Raw genomic sequence first — 20,197 nt, 5'->3', positions numbered from 1 at the left:
GGTCTTCTCAAGGCCAGAATGGCTGGAGCACGGTGAAACTCGAGTTACGCGGCATCACCAAGAAATTCGGTGCCTTCACGGCCAACGACTCCATCGACTTCACGGTGGAATCCGGCCAGGTGCACTCCCTGCTCGGGGAGAACGGTGCCGGCAAATCCACCCTGATGAACGTGCTGTTCGGCCTCTATGAGCCCACCGCAGGCGAGATCCTGGTGGACGGCGCCCCGGTGCGATTCAGCGGGCCGGGGGAGGCCATGGAGGCCGGCATCGGCATGGTGCACCAGCACTTCATGCTCATCCCCGTCTTCACGGTGGCGGAGAACGTGGCCCTCGGCGATGAGAGCACCCGCGCCGCCGGCCTCCTCGACCTCGAGGCCACTCGCCGCAAGATCCGCGAGATCTCGGACGAGTACGGCTTCCACGTGGACCCGGACGCGCTGGTGGAGGACCTTCCGGTCGGCGTCCAGCAGCGCGTGGAGATCATCAAGGCGCTTGTGCGGAACGCGCGTGTCCTGATTCTCGACGAGCCCACCGCCGTGCTGACCCCCCAGGAGACGGACGAGCTGCTGGACATCATCCGCAGGCTGCGGGACAACGGTACCGCGATCGTCTTCATCTCCCACAAGCTGCGCGAGGTCAAGGCCATCTCCACCGTGATCAGCGTGCTGCGCCGCGGTCGGCTGGTCGGCACCGCGGACCCGGAGGCCGAGCCCTCCGAACTGGCCGCCCTCATGGTCGGCCGCGCCGTGGAGTTGAACACCACCAAGTCCGCCCCGAACCTGGGGGAGGAGACCTTCACCGTCGACGACCTGACCGTGTTGAGTCCCGAGGGTGTCCGGCTGGTGGACCGGGTGTCCTTCTCCATCCGCCAGGGCGAGGTCCTCGCCGTGGCCGGAGTGCAGGGCAACGGACAGACCGAGCTGACGGAAGCCATCATGGGCCTGCACAAGGCCCACGGATCCGTCCGGCTGGACGGCGAGGAGCTGCTCGGCCGCAGCACCCGGCAGATCATCCGGGCCGGGGTCGGCTATGTCCCCGAGGACCGGTCCACGGATGGTCTGGTGGGCTCCTTCACCGTGGCGGAGAACCTGGTCCTCAACCGCTTCGACCGCCCGCCGGCCGGCGGCCGCTTCCAACTGAACCTCAAGGCCATCCGCGACCTCGCGGAGCGGCGGGTGGAAGAGTTCGACGTCCGTACCCAGGGCGTGGACCTGCCCGTCGGGACGCTGTCCGGCGGCAACCAGCAGAAGGTCGTGATGGCCCGAGAGCTCGTGGACGGGCTCAGGCTGTTCATCGCCTCCCAGCCCACACGGGGGGTGGACGTGGGCTCGATCGAGTTCCTGCACGACCGCATCATCCGCGAGCGGGACGCCGGCACCCCGGTGATGATCGTCTCCACGGAGCTGGACGAGGTCCTGGACCTGGCGGACCGGATCGCCGTGATGTACCACGGTCGGATCATCGGGATCGTCCCGGGTGACACCTCGCGGGACGAGCTCGGCCTGATGATGGCCGGAGTGGACCCGGCCACGGCCAGCCAGTCCGCCGCGGCCACCAGTCCCGCAGCCACCACCCCAGCAGCCACCACCCCAGCAGCCACCACCCCGAAGGGAGAATCGGTATGAGTGCCGCCACCACCGAGAGCACCGCCGCTCCCGCCTTCGGTCCGAAGCCCGGCGGGACGGCCGACCGCCCCACCGGTGGATTCTCGATGCGGGACGTCCTGGCCGGCAACGGCACGGTGACCGTCCTGGCCATCGTGCTGTCCCTGGTCATCAGCGCCCTGCTGATCGTCTTCACGGACGAGGACGTCATCGAGTCCGCGGGGTATCTCTTCGCCCGTCCGGGGGACGCGCTGGCGGCCGCCTGGACCGCGGTGTCCTCCGCCTACGCGGCCCTGTTCCGCGGGGCGATCTTCAACTACCGGAGCGACACGTTGAGCCAGGGCATCTACCCGCTGATGGAGTCTCTGACGGTGGCCACCCCGTTGATCATCATCTCGCTGGGCATCGCCATCTCCTTCCGCTCGGGCCTGTTCAACATCGGTGGCCAGGGGCAGATGATCTTCGGTGCCATGTTCGCCACCTGGTTCGGCGTCCACCTGCAGCTGCCCCCCGGGCTGCACCTGATCCTGGTGATCATCATGGGCATCCTCGGCGGCGCCCTGTGGGGAGCCGTGGTGGGGTTCCTCAAGGCCCTCACGGGCGCGCACGAAGTCATCCTGACGATCATGCTCAACTACGTGGCCATCCACCTGGTCACCTATCTCCTCTACACCCCGGTCCTCCAGCGTGAGGGCTCGACCAACCCGGTCTCGGACTTCCTGCCGGCCTCCGCGCAGTTCCCGCTGCTGTTCGGGGACTCCTTCCGCCTGAACTGGGGCTTTGTGGTGGCCCTGCTGGCCACCGTCTTCGCCTGGTGGCTCATGCGGCGCTCGACCATCGGATTCCAGCTACGCGCCGTGGGCGCCAACCCGGATGCGGCCCGGACGGCCGGGGTGTCCGTGAAGCGTATGTACGTGGTCGTGATGGGCATCTCCGGCGGGCTCGCCGGTCTGGCCGGTATGAGCCAGGTCGCCGGCACGGAGAAGATGTTGAACACGGACGTCGCCGGGTCCTTCGGCTTCGACGCCATCACGGTGGCCCTGCTGGGACGATCGAATCCGATCGGGGTCTTCGGTGCGGGCCTGCTGTTCGGTGCACTGCGCGCCGGCGGTGTCACCATGCAGACGGAGACCGGTGTCCCCATCGACATCGTGCTGATCATCCAGTCGATGATCGTGCTGTTCATCGCCGCACCGCCCCTGGTGCGACTGATCTTCCGACTGCCGGCTCCCGACGCACTGCAGTTGCGCAAGTCCGCGGACCCCGTCACCCAGCCGGCCCTGGCGGGAGCCGTGGCCAGTACCACCGCAGCGTCTGGCGGCCACGCCGTAGCGGTCGAGTCCGACACGGCCGGTATCGGGGAGAGCCCGGGGGCGGGCGACGCTGAACCGGACCCCGGCGAACCGGACGACGCCGGTACCACCCCTGACGCGGAAGGCGAGCAGCGATGAGCACCACCGTGACCTCAGCCGGTGATCCCACCCCGGCAACCCCGGCAACCCCGGCCGCCTCCGACGCCGCGGCACCGACCAGGGATGTCGTCCGCCATGGGACCACCCCGATCGCCTTCGCGGTGCTCACCGTGGTCGCCCTCGTGGTGTTCGCGCTGAACGCCTCGGGCGCCTCGGCCACCTTCCGCATCTCCACGGACGCCGACGCGGTCCAGATCCCGGACGTGGTGGCGCCCACCGTGCCCTTCGGGTGGACCGTGACGGTGCTGCTCGCGGCCCTGACCGTGTGGGGCTACCTGCAGGTACGCCGCTCCGGCACCGTCGCCGGCTGGATCTCCGCCGTGTTCGCCGCCCTGTTCGTCATGGGCTTCCTGATCTGGGTGGTCGGTGCCGCCAACACCACCACGGTGTTCCTCACCGGCCTGATCGCCGGTTCGGTGACCCTGGCCATTCCACTGATCTTCGGCTCCATGGCCGGCGTCCTCTCGGAACGGGCCGGCGTGGTCAACATCGCGATCGAGGGCCAGCTGCTGGCCGGCGCCTTCACGGCGGCCGTCACCGGTTCGGTCACGGGCTCTGTCTGGGCCGGCCTGCTCGCCGCGGTGGTGGCGGGTGTGCTCGTCTCGGTGCTGCTGGCGGTGTTCTCCATCCGCTACCTGGTCAACCAGATCATCGTCGGTGTGGTCCTCAATGTCCTCGTGGCGGGTCTGACCAGCTTCCTGTTCAGCACGGTGCTGGCCTCGAACTCCTCCACCCTGAACTCGCCGCCCCACTTCCCGTCCCTGCGGATCCCGGTGCTGGCGGACATCCCGATCATCGGACCGATCCTGTTCGACCAGACCCTGCTGGGCTACGGCATGTACCTGATCGTGATCGTCCTGTACATCGGCCTGTTCCACACCAAGTGGGGGCTGCGCGTGCGGGCCGTCGGCGAGCACCCCAAGGCCGCGGACAGCGTGGGGATCAACGTCATCCGCACCCGGTACATCAACGTGCTGCTCGGCGGTGCGATCGCCGGCATGGGCGGCGCCTTCTTCACGCTGGTGTCCGCCTCCTCCTTCTCCAAGGAGATGACCGCGGGACAGGGGTTCATCGCCCTGGCTGCCGTGATCTTCGGACGCTGGAACCCGTTGGGGGCCTTCTTCGCGGCGCTGCTGTTCGGCTTCACCACCAACATGCAGTACGTGCTGGCCATCCTCGGCACGCCCGTCCCCAGCCAGTTCATGGCGATGCTGCCGTACCTCGTGACGGTCCTGGTGGTGGCCGGGTTGGTCGGCCGCTCCCGTGGCCCGGCCGCCGCGGGCTCGCCGTATGTCAAGGAGTAGTGAAGGACGAGTGAAGGAGTAGCCGTGGAACAGCATGAGTACGGAGCCGGCGAGCCGTTCGCCCACCCGAGCGCCGACCCGTTCGAGGATGACATCCCCCTGACAGCGTCCCTGCCGCGCCTGACCCGCACGGCATCCGGTATCGACTGGCAGCGACTGGAGTCCACGGCGCGCGCCGCCATGACGCGCGCCTATGTGCCGTACTCGGGGTTCCCCGTGGGGGCCGCCGCGTTGGTCGAGGACGGCCGCGTGGTGGCCGGCTGCAACATCGAGAACGCCTCCCTGGGGCTGACCCTGTGCGCGGAATGTTCGCTGGTGTCCAACCTGCAGATGACCGGCGGCGGACGGCTGGTGGCGTTCTACTGCGTGGACGGCAACGGCCAGGTGCTGATGCCGTGCGGTCGCTGCCGCCAACTGCTCTCCGAATTCCAGGCCCCGGGCATGCGCCTGATGGGCCCGGAGGGCGAACTGACCATGGAGGAGGTCCTGCCCCTTGCCTTCGGACCGGCGGACATGTCCGCCATGACGGAGCGGACGGCGCAGAACCAGCAGGCCCAGCAGAACCCGCAGACCCAGCAGAACCAGCAAGCCCGGCAGGACCAGCCGGATGAGAGGACCCGATGACCCGGACCGCAGAACCCTTCGACGCGATCGAGGTCATCCGCGCCAAGCGCGACCGCCAGACGCTCACCGGCCCCCAGATCGACTGGGTGGTGGACGCCTACACCCGCGGCGTGGTCGCGGAGGAGCAGATGTCCGCCCTGGCCATGGCCATCCTGCTCAACGGCATGGACCGCAGGGAGATCGCGCGCTGGACGAACGCGATGATCGCCTCGGGTGAGCGGATGGACTTCTCCGCGCTGCGCGGCACAGGGCCCGACGCCGGCCCCAAGCCGACCGCGGACAAGCACAGCACCGGCGGGGTCGGGGACAAGATCACGCTGCCGCTGGCTCCGCTGGTGGCGGTGTACGGCGTGGCCGTACCCCAGCTCTCCGGCCGCGGGCTGGGGCACACCGGTGGCACGCTGGACAAACTGGAGGCCATCCCCGGGTGGAGGGCGGAGCTCTCCAACGCCGCGCTGATGGACCAGCTCTCCGAGATCGGCGCCGTGATCTGCGCCGCCGGTGCCGGCCTGGCCCCGGCGGACAAGAAGCTCTACGCGTTGCGGGACGTCACCGGCACGGTGGAGGCCATCGAGCTGATCGCCTCCTCCATCATGTCCAAGAAGATCGCCGAAGGCACCGACACCCTCGTGCTGGATGTGAAGTGTGGCTCCGGCGCGTTCATGAAGACCGAGCCGATGGCTCGCGAGCTGGCCCGCACCATGGTGGACCTGGGGCGGGACGCCGGGGTGAACACCTCGGCCCTGCTCACGGATATGGACACCCCGCTGGGGCTGACCGCGGGCAACGCCATCGAGGTGACCGAATCGGTGGAGGTCCTCGCTGGTGGGGGACCGGCCGACGTCGTGCAGCTGACCGTGGAACTGGCCCGCGCCATGCTGGCCGGCGCCGGGGTGACCGGAGTGGACCCGGCCGAAGCCCTGGCGGACGGCCGCGCCATGGACGTCTGGCGCCGGATGATCTCCGCCCAGGGCGGAGACCCGGACGCCCCGATGGCCACCGCCCGGGAGTCCCACGTCATCACCGCACCCGAGTCCGGGGTGCTGACCCGCCTGGACGCCATGTCTGTGGGTCTGGCCGCGTGGCGGCTCGGGGCCGGGCGGGCGCGCAAGGAGGACCCGGTGCAGGCCGCCGCCGGGGTACGGATGCATGCCAAGCCGGGGGACACCGTGCAGGCCGGCCAGCCGTTGCTGACCCTGCTCACGGACACCCCGGAGCAGTTCGACCGGGCGATGGCCGCGCTGGAGGGTGGCTTCGAGGTGGCCGGCGCAGGCACCGCCGCGGCGGACGGCTTCGCCCCGCGGCCCCTGATCATCGACCGCATCGACTGAGCCCGGAGGGCTGCTCCGGGACGCCCCGGAACCATCCCGGAATCCTGGCTGCCGAGGGCCGGCGGACCGGTTCCAGTCGCTAGGCTGAACGGGTGTTCCAGCTCATCGAGGAGGCCGTCCTCCACGCCGCAGGCCAGTGGTGGGTCCTGGCCGCCGTGTACCTGCTGTGCACCATCGACGGCTTCTTCCCCCTGGTGCCCTCCGAGTCGGTGATCGTGGCGCTGGCCTCGATCTCGGGGAATGCGGACACCGTGTCCCTGTGGTGGGTGTGGCTGCTCGGTGCGCTGGGCGCCATCACCGGTGACCAGATCGCCTACAGTCTCGGCCGGGCCATCGGGATCGACCGTTTCCGCTGGATGCGGACCCGCACCGTGCGGCGCGCGATCGGCAGCGCCCGCCGTGCCCTGGACGGCCACGGCGCCATGGTGATCTGCACGGCCCGGTACATCCCGGGCGGCCGGGTGGCCGTGAACTACACGGCCGGAGCCACCGGTTATCCGCGCCTGTGGTTCACCGTGCTGGACGTCTTCGCGGCGTTCCTGTGGTCCGCGTACTCCATCGGCATCGCCAAGGCCACCACCGGTTGGATGGACAACACGCTGCTGCAGATCACCGTGGCCGTGGTGGCGGCGGCGGCGGTCGGCTGGTTGGCGGACCAGGTCTTGAGACGGATCCTGGCGCGGTGGGCCGTCCGCGTCCCGTCGTCGGCAGGACCGGCAGGACCGGTCGAGACGGCTGAGACGGCTGGACAAGCGGAGCAGGCGGAGTCGACTGAGCAGGCGGGTGCCCCTGCCGTAGACTCGCCCCGTGACTGACGCGATCGAATTCTCCGCCCCCTCGCCCCTCGACGTCGATCTGGCAACCTTGCCCAAGATCAGCCTCCACGATCATCTGGACGGCGGCCTGCGGCCGGCCACCATCCTGGACCTGGCCGGACAGATCGGCCACGAACTCCCCGCTGACACCGCCGACTCCCTGGCCGAGTGGTTCGCGGAATCCGCGAACTCCGGCACGCTGGAGCGCTACCTCGAGACCTTCGACCACACGATCGCCGTCATGCAGAGCGCCGAAGGCCTGCAGCGCGTGGCCCGCGAGTTCGTGGAGGACCTGGTGGAGGACGGTGTGGTCTACGCCGAGATCCGCTGGGCCCCCGAGCAGCACACCGCCGGCGGGCTGAGCCTGGACGAGGCCGTCGAGGCCGTCCAGGCCGGGCTCGATCAGGGCGTGGAGTCCGCCGAGGAGGAGGGCACGTCCATCCGGGTGGGCCAGCTCATCACGGCCATGCGCCAGAACGACCGCTCGCAGGAGATCGCCGAGCTCGCGGTGCGCCACCGCGAGACCGGGGCCGTCGGCTTCGACATCGCCGGGCCCGAGACCGGCTTCCCGCCGTCCCGGTTCACCGAGGCCTTCACCTGGCTGGCCACCCAGCAGTTCCCGGCCACCGTCCACGCGGGGGAGTCGGACGGGATCACCTCCATCCAGGACGCCCTCGTCAACGGCAGGGCCCTGCGCCTGGGCCACGGCGTGCGGATCGCCGATGACATCACGGTGGAGTTCAACGCCACGGACGAGACCGGCGAACCGGTGGGGGAGGACCAGGCCCTCGTGGACCTCGGCGCCACCGCTGCCTGGGTCCGCGACCGCGGGATCGCCCTGGAGGTCTGCCCGTCCTCGAACCTGCAGACCGGCGCCATCGCCTCCTACGGGGGCACCATCTCCACGCACCCGATCGACATGCTGGCCCAGCTGGGCTTCCGCGTGACCATCAACCCGGACAACCGGCTGATGAGCGGGGTGTCCCTGACGGACGAGCTCTACCTGCTCGCCGAGGTCTTCAACTACTCCCTCGAGGAGTTGCTCGACTTCCAGCTCAACGCGGCCGAGGCCGCGTTCCTGCCGCTGGAGGACCGGGAGGCCCTGGCCGAGCTGCTCGTCGAGTCCTGGGGGGATGCCATCGCCGGTGGCGCGGACGGCGAGGGCCCCGTGCGCCTGGAGGCCATCGACGACACCGACGACACCGACGCGTGAGCACCGCTGGATGATGGAGCGTGCATGAGTGAGCCCGTCGACCGGCTCGTCTGGGTGGTCGCCCGGCTGCGGGAGCACTGCCCGTGGACGCGGCGGCTCACCCACGATGTGCTGACCGAGTACCTCATCGAGGAGGCCTATGAGGCCGTGGAGGTCATCGAGTCCACGCCCGCGGCGGGCTGGCCCGAGCAGGCGCGGGCGGAGGGGACCTACGAGCGGCTGCGCCTGGAGATGGGGGACGTGCTGTTCCAGGTGGTCCTGCACGCGGCCATCGCCCAGGATGCCGGCGGCTTCACCTTCGACGGCACCGTCGAGGCCATCACGGACAAGATGATCCGCCGCAATCCGCACGTCTTCCACCCGGACGGCCGTCTGCTGCCCGCCGAGGATCTCGCCGCGGCGAGCCTCGAGGAGATCGAGAAGAACTGGGAGCGGATCAAGAAGGCCGAACGCGCAGCTCAACGCGCAGACCAGCCAGTCGGCGCCGAGACCGAGCCGGTGCCTGATCCCGCGGCCTTCGCCCAGGTTCCCGCCCACCTGCCGGCCCTGGCGGCCGCGGCGAAGGTCGTGGACCGGGCCGCCCGGCAACCGGTGAACCCGCTGGCGGAACCCGGCCGGCCGTCGTCGGGCCCGGGCCCTGCTGCCTTGGACTCTGCGGCCTGGGAGTCCGCCGTCCTCGACCCCGCTGCCCTCGATCCCGCTGCCCTGCAGGACGAGACCGCACTGGGCTCCGCGCTGTTCGCCCTGGTCCAACGTTCCCGCGCCGTAGGACTGGACCCGGAGCGGGCGTTGCGGCGGCACCTGGCCCAGCTGCGTCACGACCTCTCGGGTCCCGCCGCGACGGGATAGGCTGAACCCGCGTTGCACCCCGCGCCGCCGCCACCGAAGAAGCCCTTCAAAGGAGACCGCACATGGCCCTGATCGACGCCATCCATTCCCGTGAAATCCTGGATTCCCGCGGAAACCCCACCGTGGAGGTGGAGGTCCTGCTGACGGACGGCTCCCTCGGTCGCGCTGCGGTGCCCTCGGGCGCCTCCACCGGTGAGTTCGAGGCCGTGGAGCGCCGCGACGGGGATCCGGACCGCTACCTCGGCAAGGGCGTGCTCGGCGCGGTCAATGCCGTGATCGAGAACATCGCCGATGAGCTCGAGGGCGAGGACGCCACGGACCAGCGCCTGATCGATGCCCTGATGATCGATCTGGACGGCACGGAGAACAAAGGCACCCTCGGTGCCAACGCCATCCTCGGCGTCTCCCTGGCCGTGGCCAGCGCCGCCGCCGCCTCCGCGGACCTCTCCCTGTTCAAGTACCTGGGCGGGCCGAACGCCCACGTGCTGCCCGTGCCGATGATGAACATCCTCAACGGCGGTGCGCACGCCGACTCGAACGTGGACATCCAGGAGTTCATGATCGCCCCGATCGGCGCACCCAGCTTCTCCGAGGCCCTGCGCTGGGGCACCGAGGTCTACCACACGCTCAAGAAGGTCCTGCAGGAACGCGGGTTGGGCACCGGCCTGGGGGATGAGGGCGGCTTCGCCCCGTCCCTGCCGTCCAACCGCGCCGCCCTGGACCTCATCACCGAGGCCATCACCCGGGCCGGCTACACCCCCAGGGAGCAGATCGCCCTGGCCCTGGACGTGGCCTCCTCCGAGTTCTGCGAGAAGGGCACCTACACCTTCGAGGGCGAGCAGAAGTCCTCCGCCGAGATGATCGCCTACTACGAGGGTCTCGTGGCGGACTACCCGCTGATCTCGATCGAGGACCCCTTGGACGAGAACGACTGGGACGGCTGGGCCCAGCTCACCGCCGCCCTGGGTCAGCAGGTCCAGCTCGTCGGGGATGACCTGTTCGTCACCAACCCCGAGCGCCTGCAGCGCGGCATCGATGAGGCCTCCGGCAACGCCCTGCTGGTCAAGGTCAACCAGATCGGCTCGCTGACGGAGACCTTCGACGCGATCTCGCTGGCCCAGCGCCACCTGTTCCACTGCATGATCTCCCACCGCTCCGGCGAGACGGAGGACACCTTCATCGCAGACCTCTCAGTGGCCACCAACGCCGGCCAGATCAAGACCGGCGCGCCGGCCCGCTCGGATCGGGTGGCCAAGTACAACCAGCTGCTGCGCATCGAGGAGGAGCTGGGCGATTCCGCGATCTACTCGGGCGCCTCGGCCTTCCCCCGCGTTCGCCGCGCCTGAGCCCGCTGCCGGCGGCACACCGGCCGCACCACGGTCCCCGTCCCTGAGCTCTCGGGGCAATCCACACCCGTGGGGATTGCCCCGAAAGTGATGGTGGTCCGGCGCGCTGCCCCGGCTGCCGGCGGGTCAGCCGTTATCCTCAGTAGGACCCGGCCCGCCGCCGGGTTTTCACGTCAGTCGTCCGGTTTCTGATCAGCACGCGGGAGGTACAGATGGCAACTCGCCGTCCACGGGTACCCAAGACCTCGCAGCGCCAGCTCGCCGACGTCGGCGCGGGCGCCTCCTCCCGTGCGGCCGGTTTCCACCCCGGGTACGACGTCGGCCCCGCACCTCGGTTCGAGGGCGCCGGTTCCGCGTCCCATCCCGTCGGCGGGTACTCGGCGAAGGTCATCCCCCTCGATGCCGCGCCCTCGCGTCACGGGGCGGCCGCGGCGCCCGGGACAGCCGGGACGGCCGGGACAGAGGGCCCGGAAGCCGAGGCCTCCGCAGCGGAGGGTCCCGGGGTGGAGGCCCCTGAACTGGAGTCCGAGGTCGAGCCGGAGCTGACTCCCGAGCAGCGCCGCGCCGAGACCCGCAGCACCCTGCTGAGCCGATCCACCCCGCGCCTGCGCCGCAAGAACTCGCAGAGACGCCGGACCTCCGCGTCGTCGGCGGCTGCGGCGGCGCCCCAGACACATGCCATGGTGGAGCCCGTCCCCGCCCGGAACTTCACCGGCCGCTCGGTCGCCTTCCTGGTGGTGCTCTTCGTGGCGGCCGTGCTGCTGGCCCCGACGCTTCGGGTGTTCCTGGACCAGCAGGCCGAACTGAGGGCCGTCCAGGAGGACATCGTCGCGGAGCGGCAGCTGGAACAGGACTTCACGAACGAGATCTCGCGGTGGGATGACCCGGCCTACATCCAGCAGCAGGCCCGAGAACGCTTCAACCTGGTGATGCCCGGCGAACAGACCTACATGGTCATCGGCGGCGACGAGGCGGTGGAGGATCCGGTGCCCGCGCCCGCCAGTCCCGGCGAGGTCAACCCGGACCTCCCGTGGGCGGACGCCCTCTGGGACTCCGTGGTGCGCGCGGGGACCGACTGACCTCCGACTCGACAGGGCACAATCAACACCATGACGCAGAACCCGGACCGTACCCCCACGCAGCAGGATCTGGACACCATCAGCCGGCAGTTGAACCGCCCGGCACGTGACGTCGTCGAGATCGGTGCCCGGTGCGTGTGTGGCAATCCGCTGGTGGCCACCACGGCCCCGCGACTGTCCAACGGCATCCCGTTCCCGACCACCTTCTACCTCACGCACCCCGTGCTGACCGCAGCCGTCTCCCGGCTGGAGGCCGCCGGGACCATGGCGGAGATGACCGAACGGCTCGGCCGGGACGAGGCTCTGGCCGCCCGCTACCGTGCCGCCCATGAGGCCTACCTGGTCGAACGCGCCCGGATCGGCCTGGTGGCCGGCACGGACGGAGTCCCCGAGATCTCCGGGATCTCCGCCGGCGGTATGCCTGATCGGGTCAAGTGCCTGCACGTGCTCGTGGGCCACGCCCTGGCCGCCGGACCCGGAGTGAACCCCCTCGGAGACGAGGCCCTGGTGCTGGTCGGCCAGGAGTGGACGGCGGAGACCTGCCGCTGTGTCGGCGCGTGGGACCAGGCGGCGCCCGTGCCGAGCCAGGACCTCAGTCGGCACGTGAGACGACTGGCCGGGGAGAGGAACCCCGTGCAGGGGGCCGCCGTGCCGGAGCCGGAGCTGGAACCGGAGCCGGCTCCCGGGACGCGGACCGTGGCCGCCATCGACTGCGGCACCAACTCCATCCGACTACTGGTGGCCCGCCTCGAGTCCGGTCAGGACGCCGGGGCGGGAGCACCGCGGCTGGTCGACCTGCACCGGGAGATGCGCGTGGTCCGGCTCGGTGAGGGGGTGGACGCCACCGGACGGCTGTCCGAGGCCGCCATGGCGCGCACCTTCGCCGCCACCGAGGACTATGCGGCGCTGATCCGCCAGTTCGGGGCCGAATCCGTCCGCTTCGTGGCCACCTCCGCCAGCCGGGACGCCGCCAACGCCGCGGAGTTCACCGCCGGCATCCGGGACCGTCTGGGCGTGGAGCCGGAGGTCGTCTCGGGCGAGGAGGAGGCGGCCCTGTCTTTCGCGGGTGCGGCCTCCGTGCTGGCCTCGCGCTTCGCGGACGAGACCGATGGCCAGAGGCCCGGCCCGGTGCTCGTGGTGGACCTGGGCGGGGGATCGACCGAGTTCGTCCTCGGCACTTTGAGGGCAGAGATCACTAGTGAACTCCGCCCTCACAGTGCTCGGGCGGAAAGTGATCGGGCGGATAGTGATCGGACGGAAAGTGATCGGGCAGACCGTGGCCAGCCGGCCGGCGGTCAGGGCGGGGGATCGGGGCCGGTGGTGACCCACGCGGTGAGCGTGCCGATGGGCTGCGTGCGCTTCTCCGAGCGACACCTGCACTCGGACCCGCCCTCGGACGCCGAGATCGAGGCCGCCGTCCAGGAGATCGAGGCAGTCCTGGACGAGGTTGAGGCGAGCGTCCCGCTGGGGGAGGCGGCCGCCGTCGTGGGCGTGGCCGGTTCCGTGACCACCGTGACCGCCGCCGCGCTGGAGTTGTCCGCCTACGAGCCGGACACCATCCACGGCACCGAGCTGGACGTGGACGTCATCGCGGACACCGCGTCACGGCTGCTCGCGGCCACCCGCGCCCAGCGGGCCGCCCTGCCCTACATGCACCCGGGGCGTGCGGACGTGATCGGGGCCGGGGCCCTGATCTGGTCCATGATCGTGCGCAGGGTGGCCCAGTCGGGTGGAGGCAGGGTCACCACGGCCACCACCTCCGAGCACGACATCCTGGACGGGATCGCCCTGTCCCAGGCGGGATGAACCGGCGCCGGGCCGCACTCGCCGCGGCCGTCCCGCTACTGCTGGGGGCCCTGATGATGGGAGTCCTCCCGCCGGGCACCTTGCCCGCGGCCACCGCCGATGAGTGGCGGGACCAGCAGTATTGGCTCGAGGAATACGGCTTCAGCGAGGCTTGGGAGACCTCCCGGGGCGCGGGGGTCACCGTGGCGGTCATCGACACGGGCATCGACGCCGACCATCCAGACCTGACCGGCCAGGTGGCCGGCGGCCTGGACGTCTCCGGGACCGGCAACGCCTCCGGAACCGAGCCCGTGGGCGAGATGGCCGAGCACGGCACCATGGTGGCCTCGGTCCTGGCCGGACACGGCAACAACGAGGCCGCGCTGCGTCAGGCCGAGGAGGAACGCCGCAGCGCGAAGGCGAGCCCCGTGCCCTCCACCCTCGCCTCCGGTACCCCTGCCGACACCCCCGCCGCAGTGGACGGCATGGCAGGTCCGGACGGGATCGTCGGGGTGGCGCCGCAGGCGAAGCTCCTCTCCGTCTCCGTGAACTTCGGTGCCCAGGACACGGACGGTCCTTCGGCGGAGGACCAGATCGCGCGCGCCGTGACGTGGGCCGTGGACCAGGGGGCGGACGTCATCAACATGTCGCTGGGCTCCACCCGCCAGGACTGGCCGGAGAGCTGGGACCGGGCCTTCCTGCACGCCGAGCAGAACGACGTGGTGGTGGTGGCCGCCGCCGGCAACCGGGCCTCGGGCACCATGACCGCCGGTGCACCGGCCACCATTCCGGGGGTGCTGACCGTGGCGGGCCTGACCGCGGACGGCACGGCGAGCTGGGACTCCTCCACCGAGGGCATCTCGATCGGCGTCGCGGCACCGGCGGAACCGCTGGTCGGCGCCGTGCCGGGTGGTGACCGGCGCGAGTGGGCCGGCACGTCCGGGGCCGCACCGATGGTGGCCGGCCTGGCCGCCCTGATCCGTTCGGCCCATCCGGAGATGCCCGCCCACCAGGTCATCCACCGCATCCTGACCACGGCCGAGGACGCGGGGGTGCCGGGCGTGGATCCGGTCTACGGCCACGGCATCATCAACGCCGCCGCAGCCGTGGGGGCAGAGGTGGGGGCCGTGGACCGCAACCCGATGGACACCCTCGCCGACTGGATCCGGGTGCACCGCCGTGCTGAGTCCTCCGGTGCCCCCACGCCGTCCGCAGCGCCCAGCGATCAGGCGACCGGGCCGGCGTCGGGCACGGATCCGTTGCCCACGGACCTGCCGCAGGCCACCGCGGCGCGGGACCCGGCGCCCGGACTGCAGCCGGCGCTGGTGATCGGCACCGCGGTGTTGGTGATCGGGTTGGCCGGGACATCCGTGGGCTTGTTCCTGCGGCAGCGCAGGTCCTCCTCCGAACGGTGAAGCGGGCCAGCCGGAAGCGGAGATTGTGACTTTGTGAGAAATTTCACGAAGTGGTGGCTTCGGGCTTAGGGTAGGGGGCATGGCAACCACTCCGCAGCTGTCCCCGAAGCCCCGTGTCCTGATTGTCGGCGGCGGTTACGCCGGCCTGTATGTCGCCAAGAACCTGGAGAAGAAGGTTCAGGAGCGTGGCGGTGTCGTCACCGTCGTGGACCCGAACCCGTACATGACCTACCAGCCGTTCCTGCCTGAGGTCGTCGGCGGCCACATCGAGCCACGCCACATCGTGGTGGACCACCGCACCCACCTCAAGCGCACCGAGGTCGTGCAGGGCAAGGTCGTCAAGGTCGAGCACGCCCGCAAGACCGCCACCGTCCAGACCCAGGACGGCTCCGAGTTCGAGATCCCGTACCAGGACGTCGTGATGACCGCCGGCGCCACCACCCGCGTGTTCCCGATCCCGGGCCTGGGCGAGGCCGGCATCGGCATGAAGACCGTGCAGGAGGCCGTCCAGCTGCGCAACCAGATCCTGAACCGCCTGGAGATCGCGTCCACCCTGACAGACCCCGCGGCCCGTTCCCGCGCCCTGACCTTCGCCGTGGTGGGCGGCGGCTTCAACGGTGTGGAGACCATCTCCGAGATGGAGGACCTGATCCGGTCCTCCATCAAGAAGAACCCGCGTCTGGCCCAGTCGGATGCGCGCATCGTGCTGATCGAGGCCATGGGCAAGATCATGCCCGAGGTCGGCGAGGACCAGGCGGTGGAGGTCGTGGAGCACCTGAAGTCCCGCGGCATCGAGGTGCTGCTGAACACCTCCCTGGCCGGCGCCGAGGGCGGCGTGCTCAAGCTCATGAACATGGCGGACAAGTCCGACGCCGGCTCCTTCGAGACCGACACCCTGGTGTGGACTGCCGGTGTGGCCGCCAACGCCGTGGCCCAGCAGACCGACTTCCCGGTGGAGCAGCGCGGCCGGATCGAGGTCACTCCGACCCTGCAGATCTCCGACGGCACCGGCGGCGTGCTCGAGGGTGCCTGGGGCGCCGGCGACGTGTGTGCCGTGCCCGACCTGACCGGTGACGGTCCCGGCGGCTTCTGCGTCCCGAATGCCCAGCACGCCGTACGCCAGGCCAAGCGCCTCGCCGCCAACCTGCTCGCGGTCCGCTTCGGCGAAGGCGCCGTGGAGGAATACGTGCACAAGTCCCTCGGCGCCGTGGCCGGTCTCGGCTTCGGCAAGGGCGTGGGCAACCCAATGGGCATGAAGCTCTCCGGCGTCCCGGCCTGGCTGGCCCACCGCGGTTACCACGGCCTGGCCATGCCGATGTACGAGCGCAAGGCCCGCGTGGTCTCCGGCTGGGTCATGGAGCTCGTCTTCGGCCGGGACACCACCCCGCTCGAAGGCCTCGAGAACCCGCACAACCCCTTCCTGGAGGCGGCCGGCGGCGAGTTGAAGCCCGGACGTTTCGACAACCCCAAGGCGCTGGAGTCCGCGAAGAAGTGACGCGCTGACCTGGATGTGACCCAGGTCCACGACGCCCGGCCCGGTACCCTTGAGAGGTGCCGGGCCGGCGTCGTTGTGGTCGGTTCGCCACGCCCCCATAGCCCAATTGGCAGAGGCGGGAGACTTAAAATCTCTGTGTTGTGGGTTCGAGTCCCACTGGGGGCACCCTGCCGGACGGCGGCCGACGGCGGCCTGACCCGGCCGAGCGGGACGCCGCGGATTCAGCCGAGCGCGGATCACCCGTCTCTGGTGGCCGCTCCGGGTTGCTTCTCAGCCAAGGCGGATAGACTGAGCGCAGCCCCCACTGCAGGTCCAGGCCGGATTTGCTCCACGAGACACCCGGCCGGATCCACGCGACGTGGACTGCACGCCACCAACCTGAGGAGATGGCCCGTGGCCAACCCCGTCTTCAACACCAAGAACTTCCAGCAGCAGATGCACTCCGGTGACGGCCGGACCGCCAGCCAGACGCCCAGCTGGTACCAGGGCGGTGCCCAGGGGAAGCAGCAGGCCCAGCCGCAGTACGGACAGCAGCAGCAGTACACGCCGGAACAGCTGGCGCAGCTGGAGCAGTCCTACCGCGAGCCCGCCGCCGGCCCGGGTGACACCGGTCGGATGAGCTACAACGACGTGATCGGCAAGACCGTGATCACGCTGCTGCTCGTGGTGGTCGGTGCCGCGATCGGCTGGAACATGCCGGCGCTGATGCTGCCGGGGGCCATCGTCGGCCTGGTGCTGGGCCTGGTGAACGCCTTCAAGCGCGAGCCCTCGCCCGCGCTGATCCTCATCTACGCCGCGGCCCAGGGACTCTTCCTCGGAGGCATCTCCGGCATCTTCGAACAGATGTGGCCGGGCATCGCCGTCCAGGCCGTGCTGGCCACCCTGTGCGTCTTCGCCGTCACCCTGGCGCTGTTCGCCTCCGGCAAGTGGCGCGTCTCGAAGAAGTCCGTGAAGATCTTCATGATCGCGATGATCGGCTACGCAGCCTTCTCGCTGGTGAACCTGTTCCTCATGCTCTTCGGCGTCACCGACTCCATGTTCGGCCTGCGCGGTGAGTTCCCGCTGCTCGGCCTGGGCATCGGCCTGCTGGCCGTCTTCCTGGCGGCGTTCTCCCTGGTCATGGACTTCACCTCGATCACCCAGGGTGTGAAGGCCGGCGCCCCGCAGAAGTACTCCTGGTCCGCCGCCTTCGGCCTGACCGTCACGTTGGTGTGGCTGTATGTCGAGATCCTGCGGATCCTGGCGATCCTGCGCGGCAGCGACTGAGAATGACCGGCAACTGGCCGGTCCGGCCCCGGGATCCCCGGTGCCGGACCGGCCTTTTTGCTCCGGCGGCACGGCAGAATGGACTGAAGCCGCTGTCACTGACCGAGGAGTCACGCCCATGACCGCACCCGACTTCGGGGGTCCCGCCGCCACGGGGACCCAGTACGAGCTCCGTCACGGCGGAGCCGAGGCCACGATCACCTCGCTGGCCGGTGCACTACGCCTCTACGAGGTGGGCGGGACCGCCCTCGTGGAGAGCTTCGGAGCAGATGAGCTCCCGCCGTCGGCGTGTGGGATCCAGCTCTCCCCCTGGCCCAACCGGGTGCGGGACGGCCGCTGGGAGCTGGACGGCGCGGCCCAGCAGCTCGATATCACCGAGCCCTCCCGCGGCCATGCCACCCACGGGCTGCTCCGCAACACCGCCTTCCTGGCCACCGCCCACTCCGCGCGCGAGGTGACACTGCGCGGGGAGATCCACCCACAGCATGGCTACCCGTTCCGGCTCACCCACCAGGTGACGTACACCCTGGACGACGCCGGCTCCCTCACCGTGCGCCAACAGCTCACCAACCGCGGGCCGCGCCCCGCGCCCGCCGCCTTCGGCGCGCACCCCTTCCTGCGCCTGGGCGAGGTGCCCAGTGAGGAGCTGACCCTCACCCTGTCAGCCGCCACCCGGATCCTGGCCGACGAGAGGCTGATCCCCACCGGCACCCGTCCCGTGCAGGACACAGACGAGGACTTCCGTGCCGGACGTGTGGTCGGCAGCGACCTGCTGGATGCCGCGTTCACGGATCTGGACCCCGGGGAGGACGGGCGCAACCACTACGGGCTGGTGGCGCCGGATGGTCGTGCCGTGGAGCTCTGGACCGACCCCGTCTACGGCTATGTCCAGGTCTTCTTCACGGACCGGTTCCCCGGCCGGCACCGGGCGGTCGCGGTGGAACCGATGACCGCACCGGCGAACGCCCTGAACAGCGGGCACGGCCTCGTGTGGATCGACCCGGACGAATCGCTCTCGGCGTCCTGGGGGATCACCGGAAGGACGACGGTTGGCAGCGTAGACGGACAGGAGACAGCGCGTTGAACACGAGCCCACCATCCGGCACCCCGGCTACGGGGCCGGTCCACGAATCGGACCTGAGCGCGGAGCGGGCGGCGGACCGTCTGGCCGCGGACATCCCCTACGGCTTGACCGTGGCGGCCGCCTGGTCCTGGCGTGTCCTGTTGGTCCTCGCCATGGCCGGTGCGGGGATCTGGCTGCTCAGCCATGTCTCCATCCTGGTCATCCCCCTGATCGTCGCCGCCCTGCTGGCCACCCTCCTGATGCCGATCCACCGGCGCTTCGTCAGATGGGGCGTGCCGCGAGGCCTGTCTGTCACGGCCGTCATCCTGGGCTTCATCCTCATCGTGCTGGGCCTGTTGACGCTGGTGGGCCAGCAGCTCGCCGTGGGGTTCACGGACATGTGGGAACAGATCGTGGTCGGCGTCCAGGGGATCGTCGTCTGGCTGGAGACCCTGGGCGTGACCACGGACCAGTGGAACGACATCGCCGGCGACCTCACGGAGGCGGTGCGGAACAACAGCCAGACCATCGTCTCCGGGGCGCTCGGGTTCGGGTCGACGGCCGGGAACATCGCTGCCGGCACGGTCCTGGTGGTCTTCGCCCTGATCTTCTTCCTGTTCGACGGCAAGGGGATCTGGCGCTTCTGCCTGAATTTCGTGCCCCGCCGCCACCGTGAGGCCATCGACGGCGCCGGTCAGGCCGGCTGGAGCTCCCTCGGCAGTTATGTCCGGGTCCAGATCTTCGTGGCCTTCGTGGATGCCGTCGGCATCGGTGCCGGCGCCTGGATCCTCGGGGTCCCACTCGCCCTGCCCCTGGGCGTGCTGGTGTTCTTCGGTTCGTTCATCCCGTTGGTCGGTGCCTTCCTGACCGGCGCGGTGGCCGTGTTGCTGGCCCTCGTGGCCAACGGCTGGGTCAACGCCCTGATCATGCTCGGCGTGGTGCTGTTGGTCCAGCAGATCGAGGGCAACGTGCTGCAACCGCTGGTGATGGGCCGTGCCGTCAGTCTCCACCCGCTGGCCGTGTTCCTGGCCGTGGCCGGTGGCACCGCCGTGCTGGGCCTGGTCGGAGCGATCTTCGCGGTGCCGGTGATGGCCTTTCTGAACGCCACCATCAAGTACTTCCACGCCGAGTCGTGGCTCAAGGGAGAGCCGGCACCGGCCGGCGCGTCCGATTATCGCGACACCCGGCTCAAGGTCCGGGCCGCCAGCCTGGAGGGCCCCTGGGGCCGGGCCTACGAGACTCTCGACGGGGTGGTCCGCCGTGCCGCCGGCGGCACGGCCGACCACGGGCCAGACGGTGCCGCGGCGTCCGGCGCCACGGCCCGGGAACGACGGAGGGCGCGCCGCGAACTCAAGCGCGCCAAGACCCCCTCGCGCAAGGAACACGACGCCGGCCCGGTCACCGAGGACGGTGCCGCAGGCAACCTGCGCGACACGTCCACGGCGGGGGAGGAGAATACGGGGATGGACCACTCCGGCCGACGGCCGGACCAGGACGGAGGAACCACGTGACCACCACGCCCCCCAGCAACGCAGA

15 protein-coding genes, 1 tRNA gene and 2 pseudogenes are annotated in these 20,197 nt (G+C 70.2%); all 18 read left to right on the top strand.

The genetic code is table 11. The features are described from left to right. Positions 1–32 precede the first annotated feature (32 nt). The 18 genes and pseudogenes from ACSU1G_RS20580 to ACSU1G_RS20495 all read left to right on the top strand — a co-directional run bounded on the left by ACSU1G_RS20580 (position 33) and on the right by ACSU1G_RS20495 (position 20,172). Positions 33–1,625 (top strand): ABC transporter ATP-binding protein, encoded by a 1,593-nt coding sequence (locus ACSU1G_RS20580; RefSeq protein ID WP_439281859.1) that lies wholly within the window; start codon positions 33–35, stop codon positions 1,623–1,625. After that, entirely contained in the window at positions 1,622–3,055 is a 1,434-nt protein-coding gene (locus tag ACSU1G_RS20575; protein WP_439281858.1) for an ABC transporter permease, read from the top strand. The genes ACSU1G_RS20580 and ACSU1G_RS20575 overlap by 4 nt, the downstream gene beginning before the upstream one ends. Further along, a complete protein-coding gene (locus ACSU1G_RS20570; protein WP_439281857.1) occupies positions 3,052–4,380 on the top strand; it encodes an ABC transporter permease in 1,329 nt (442 codons plus the stop codon). Before ACSU1G_RS20575 ends, ACSU1G_RS20570 begins: the two co-directional genes overlap by 4 nt. 93 nt (positions 4,381–4,473) lie before the next feature. After that, positions 4,474–4,899: pseudogene (locus ACSU1G_RS20565) on the top strand (cytidine deaminase); the annotation flags it as partial. Positions 4,900–5,000: 101 nt separating this feature from the next. Beyond that, entirely contained in the window at positions 5,001–6,335 is a 1,335-nt protein-coding gene (locus ACSU1G_RS20560) for a thymidine phosphorylase (RefSeq protein WP_439281856.1), read from the top strand. 92 nt (positions 6,336–6,427) lie between these two features. After that, entirely contained in the window at positions 6,428–7,150 is a 723-nt protein-coding gene (locus ACSU1G_RS20555; RefSeq protein ID WP_439281855.1) for a DedA family protein, read from the top strand. Beyond that, positions 7,143–8,363 (top strand): adenosine deaminase, encoded by a 1,221-nt coding sequence (locus ACSU1G_RS20550; RefSeq protein ID WP_439281854.1) that lies wholly within the window; start codon positions 7,143–7,145, stop codon positions 8,361–8,363. The genes ACSU1G_RS20555 and ACSU1G_RS20550 overlap by 8 nt, the downstream gene beginning before the upstream one ends. A 24-nt stretch (positions 8,364–8,387) precedes the next feature. After that, positions 8,388–9,212 (top strand): MazG nucleotide pyrophosphohydrolase domain-containing protein, encoded by an 825-nt coding sequence (locus ACSU1G_RS20545; RefSeq protein ID WP_439281853.1) that lies wholly within the window; start codon positions 8,388–8,390, stop codon positions 9,210–9,212. A 62-nt stretch (positions 9,213–9,274) separates the two neighbouring features. Continuing rightward, on the top strand, positions 9,275–10,558 hold the full coding sequence (gene eno, locus ACSU1G_RS20540; RefSeq protein WP_439281851.1) for a phosphopyruvate hydratase: 1,284 nt from the start codon (positions 9,275–9,277) through the stop codon (positions 10,556–10,558). Positions 10,559–10,770: 212 nt separating this feature from the next. Further along, on the top strand, positions 10,771–11,637 hold the full coding sequence (locus ACSU1G_RS20535) for an FtsB family cell division protein (protein ID WP_439281850.1): 867 nt from the start codon (positions 10,771–10,773) through the stop codon (positions 11,635–11,637). A 30-nt stretch (positions 11,638–11,667) separates the two neighbouring features. After that, positions 11,668–12,084 (top strand): annotated as a pseudogene (locus ACSU1G_RS20530) (DUF501 domain-containing protein); the annotation flags it as partial. A gap of 249 nt (positions 12,085–12,333) precedes the next feature. Continuing rightward, positions 12,334–13,443 (top strand): Ppx/GppA phosphatase family protein, encoded by a 1,110-nt coding sequence (locus ACSU1G_RS20525; protein WP_439282007.1) that lies wholly within the window; start codon positions 12,334–12,336, stop codon positions 13,441–13,443. Beyond that, positions 13,440–14,837, top strand: coding sequence for a S8 family peptidase (locus ACSU1G_RS20520; protein ID WP_439281849.1), 1,398 nt, complete (start codon positions 13,440–13,442; stop codon positions 14,835–14,837). The genes ACSU1G_RS20525 and ACSU1G_RS20520 overlap by 4 nt, the downstream gene beginning before the upstream one ends. Positions 14,838–14,916: 79 nt before the next feature. After that, positions 14,917–16,332: an NAD(P)/FAD-dependent oxidoreductase gene (locus ACSU1G_RS20515; RefSeq protein WP_439281848.1), complete on the top strand. Its 1,416-nt coding sequence runs from the start codon at positions 14,917–14,919 to the stop codon at positions 16,330–16,332. A gap of 91 nt (positions 16,333–16,423) precedes the next feature. Next, a tRNA-Leu gene (locus tag ACSU1G_RS20510) sits at positions 16,424–16,497 on the top strand. A 228-nt stretch (positions 16,498–16,725) separates the two neighbouring features. Continuing rightward, positions 16,726–17,598, top strand: coding sequence for a Bax inhibitor-1/YccA family protein (locus ACSU1G_RS20505; protein WP_439281847.1), 873 nt, complete (start codon positions 16,726–16,728; stop codon positions 17,596–17,598). A gap of 118 nt (positions 17,599–17,716) precedes the next feature. Then, entirely contained in the window at positions 17,717–18,682 is a 966-nt protein-coding gene (locus tag ACSU1G_RS20500) for an aldose 1-epimerase family protein (protein ID WP_439281846.1), read from the top strand. Then, the gene (locus tag ACSU1G_RS20495) at positions 18,679–20,172 is read left to right on the top strand and encodes an AI-2E family transporter (protein WP_439281845.1); all 1,494 of its coding nucleotides are present in this window, start codon (positions 18,679–18,681) and stop codon (positions 20,170–20,172) included. The genes ACSU1G_RS20500 and ACSU1G_RS20495 overlap by 4 nt, the downstream gene beginning before the upstream one ends. Positions 20,173–20,197 lie beyond the last annotated feature (25 nt).

It is taken from the genome of Microbacterium sp. A93 (assembly GCF_051842835.1).
This window is presented reverse-complemented; position numbering and strand designations above follow the sequence as displayed.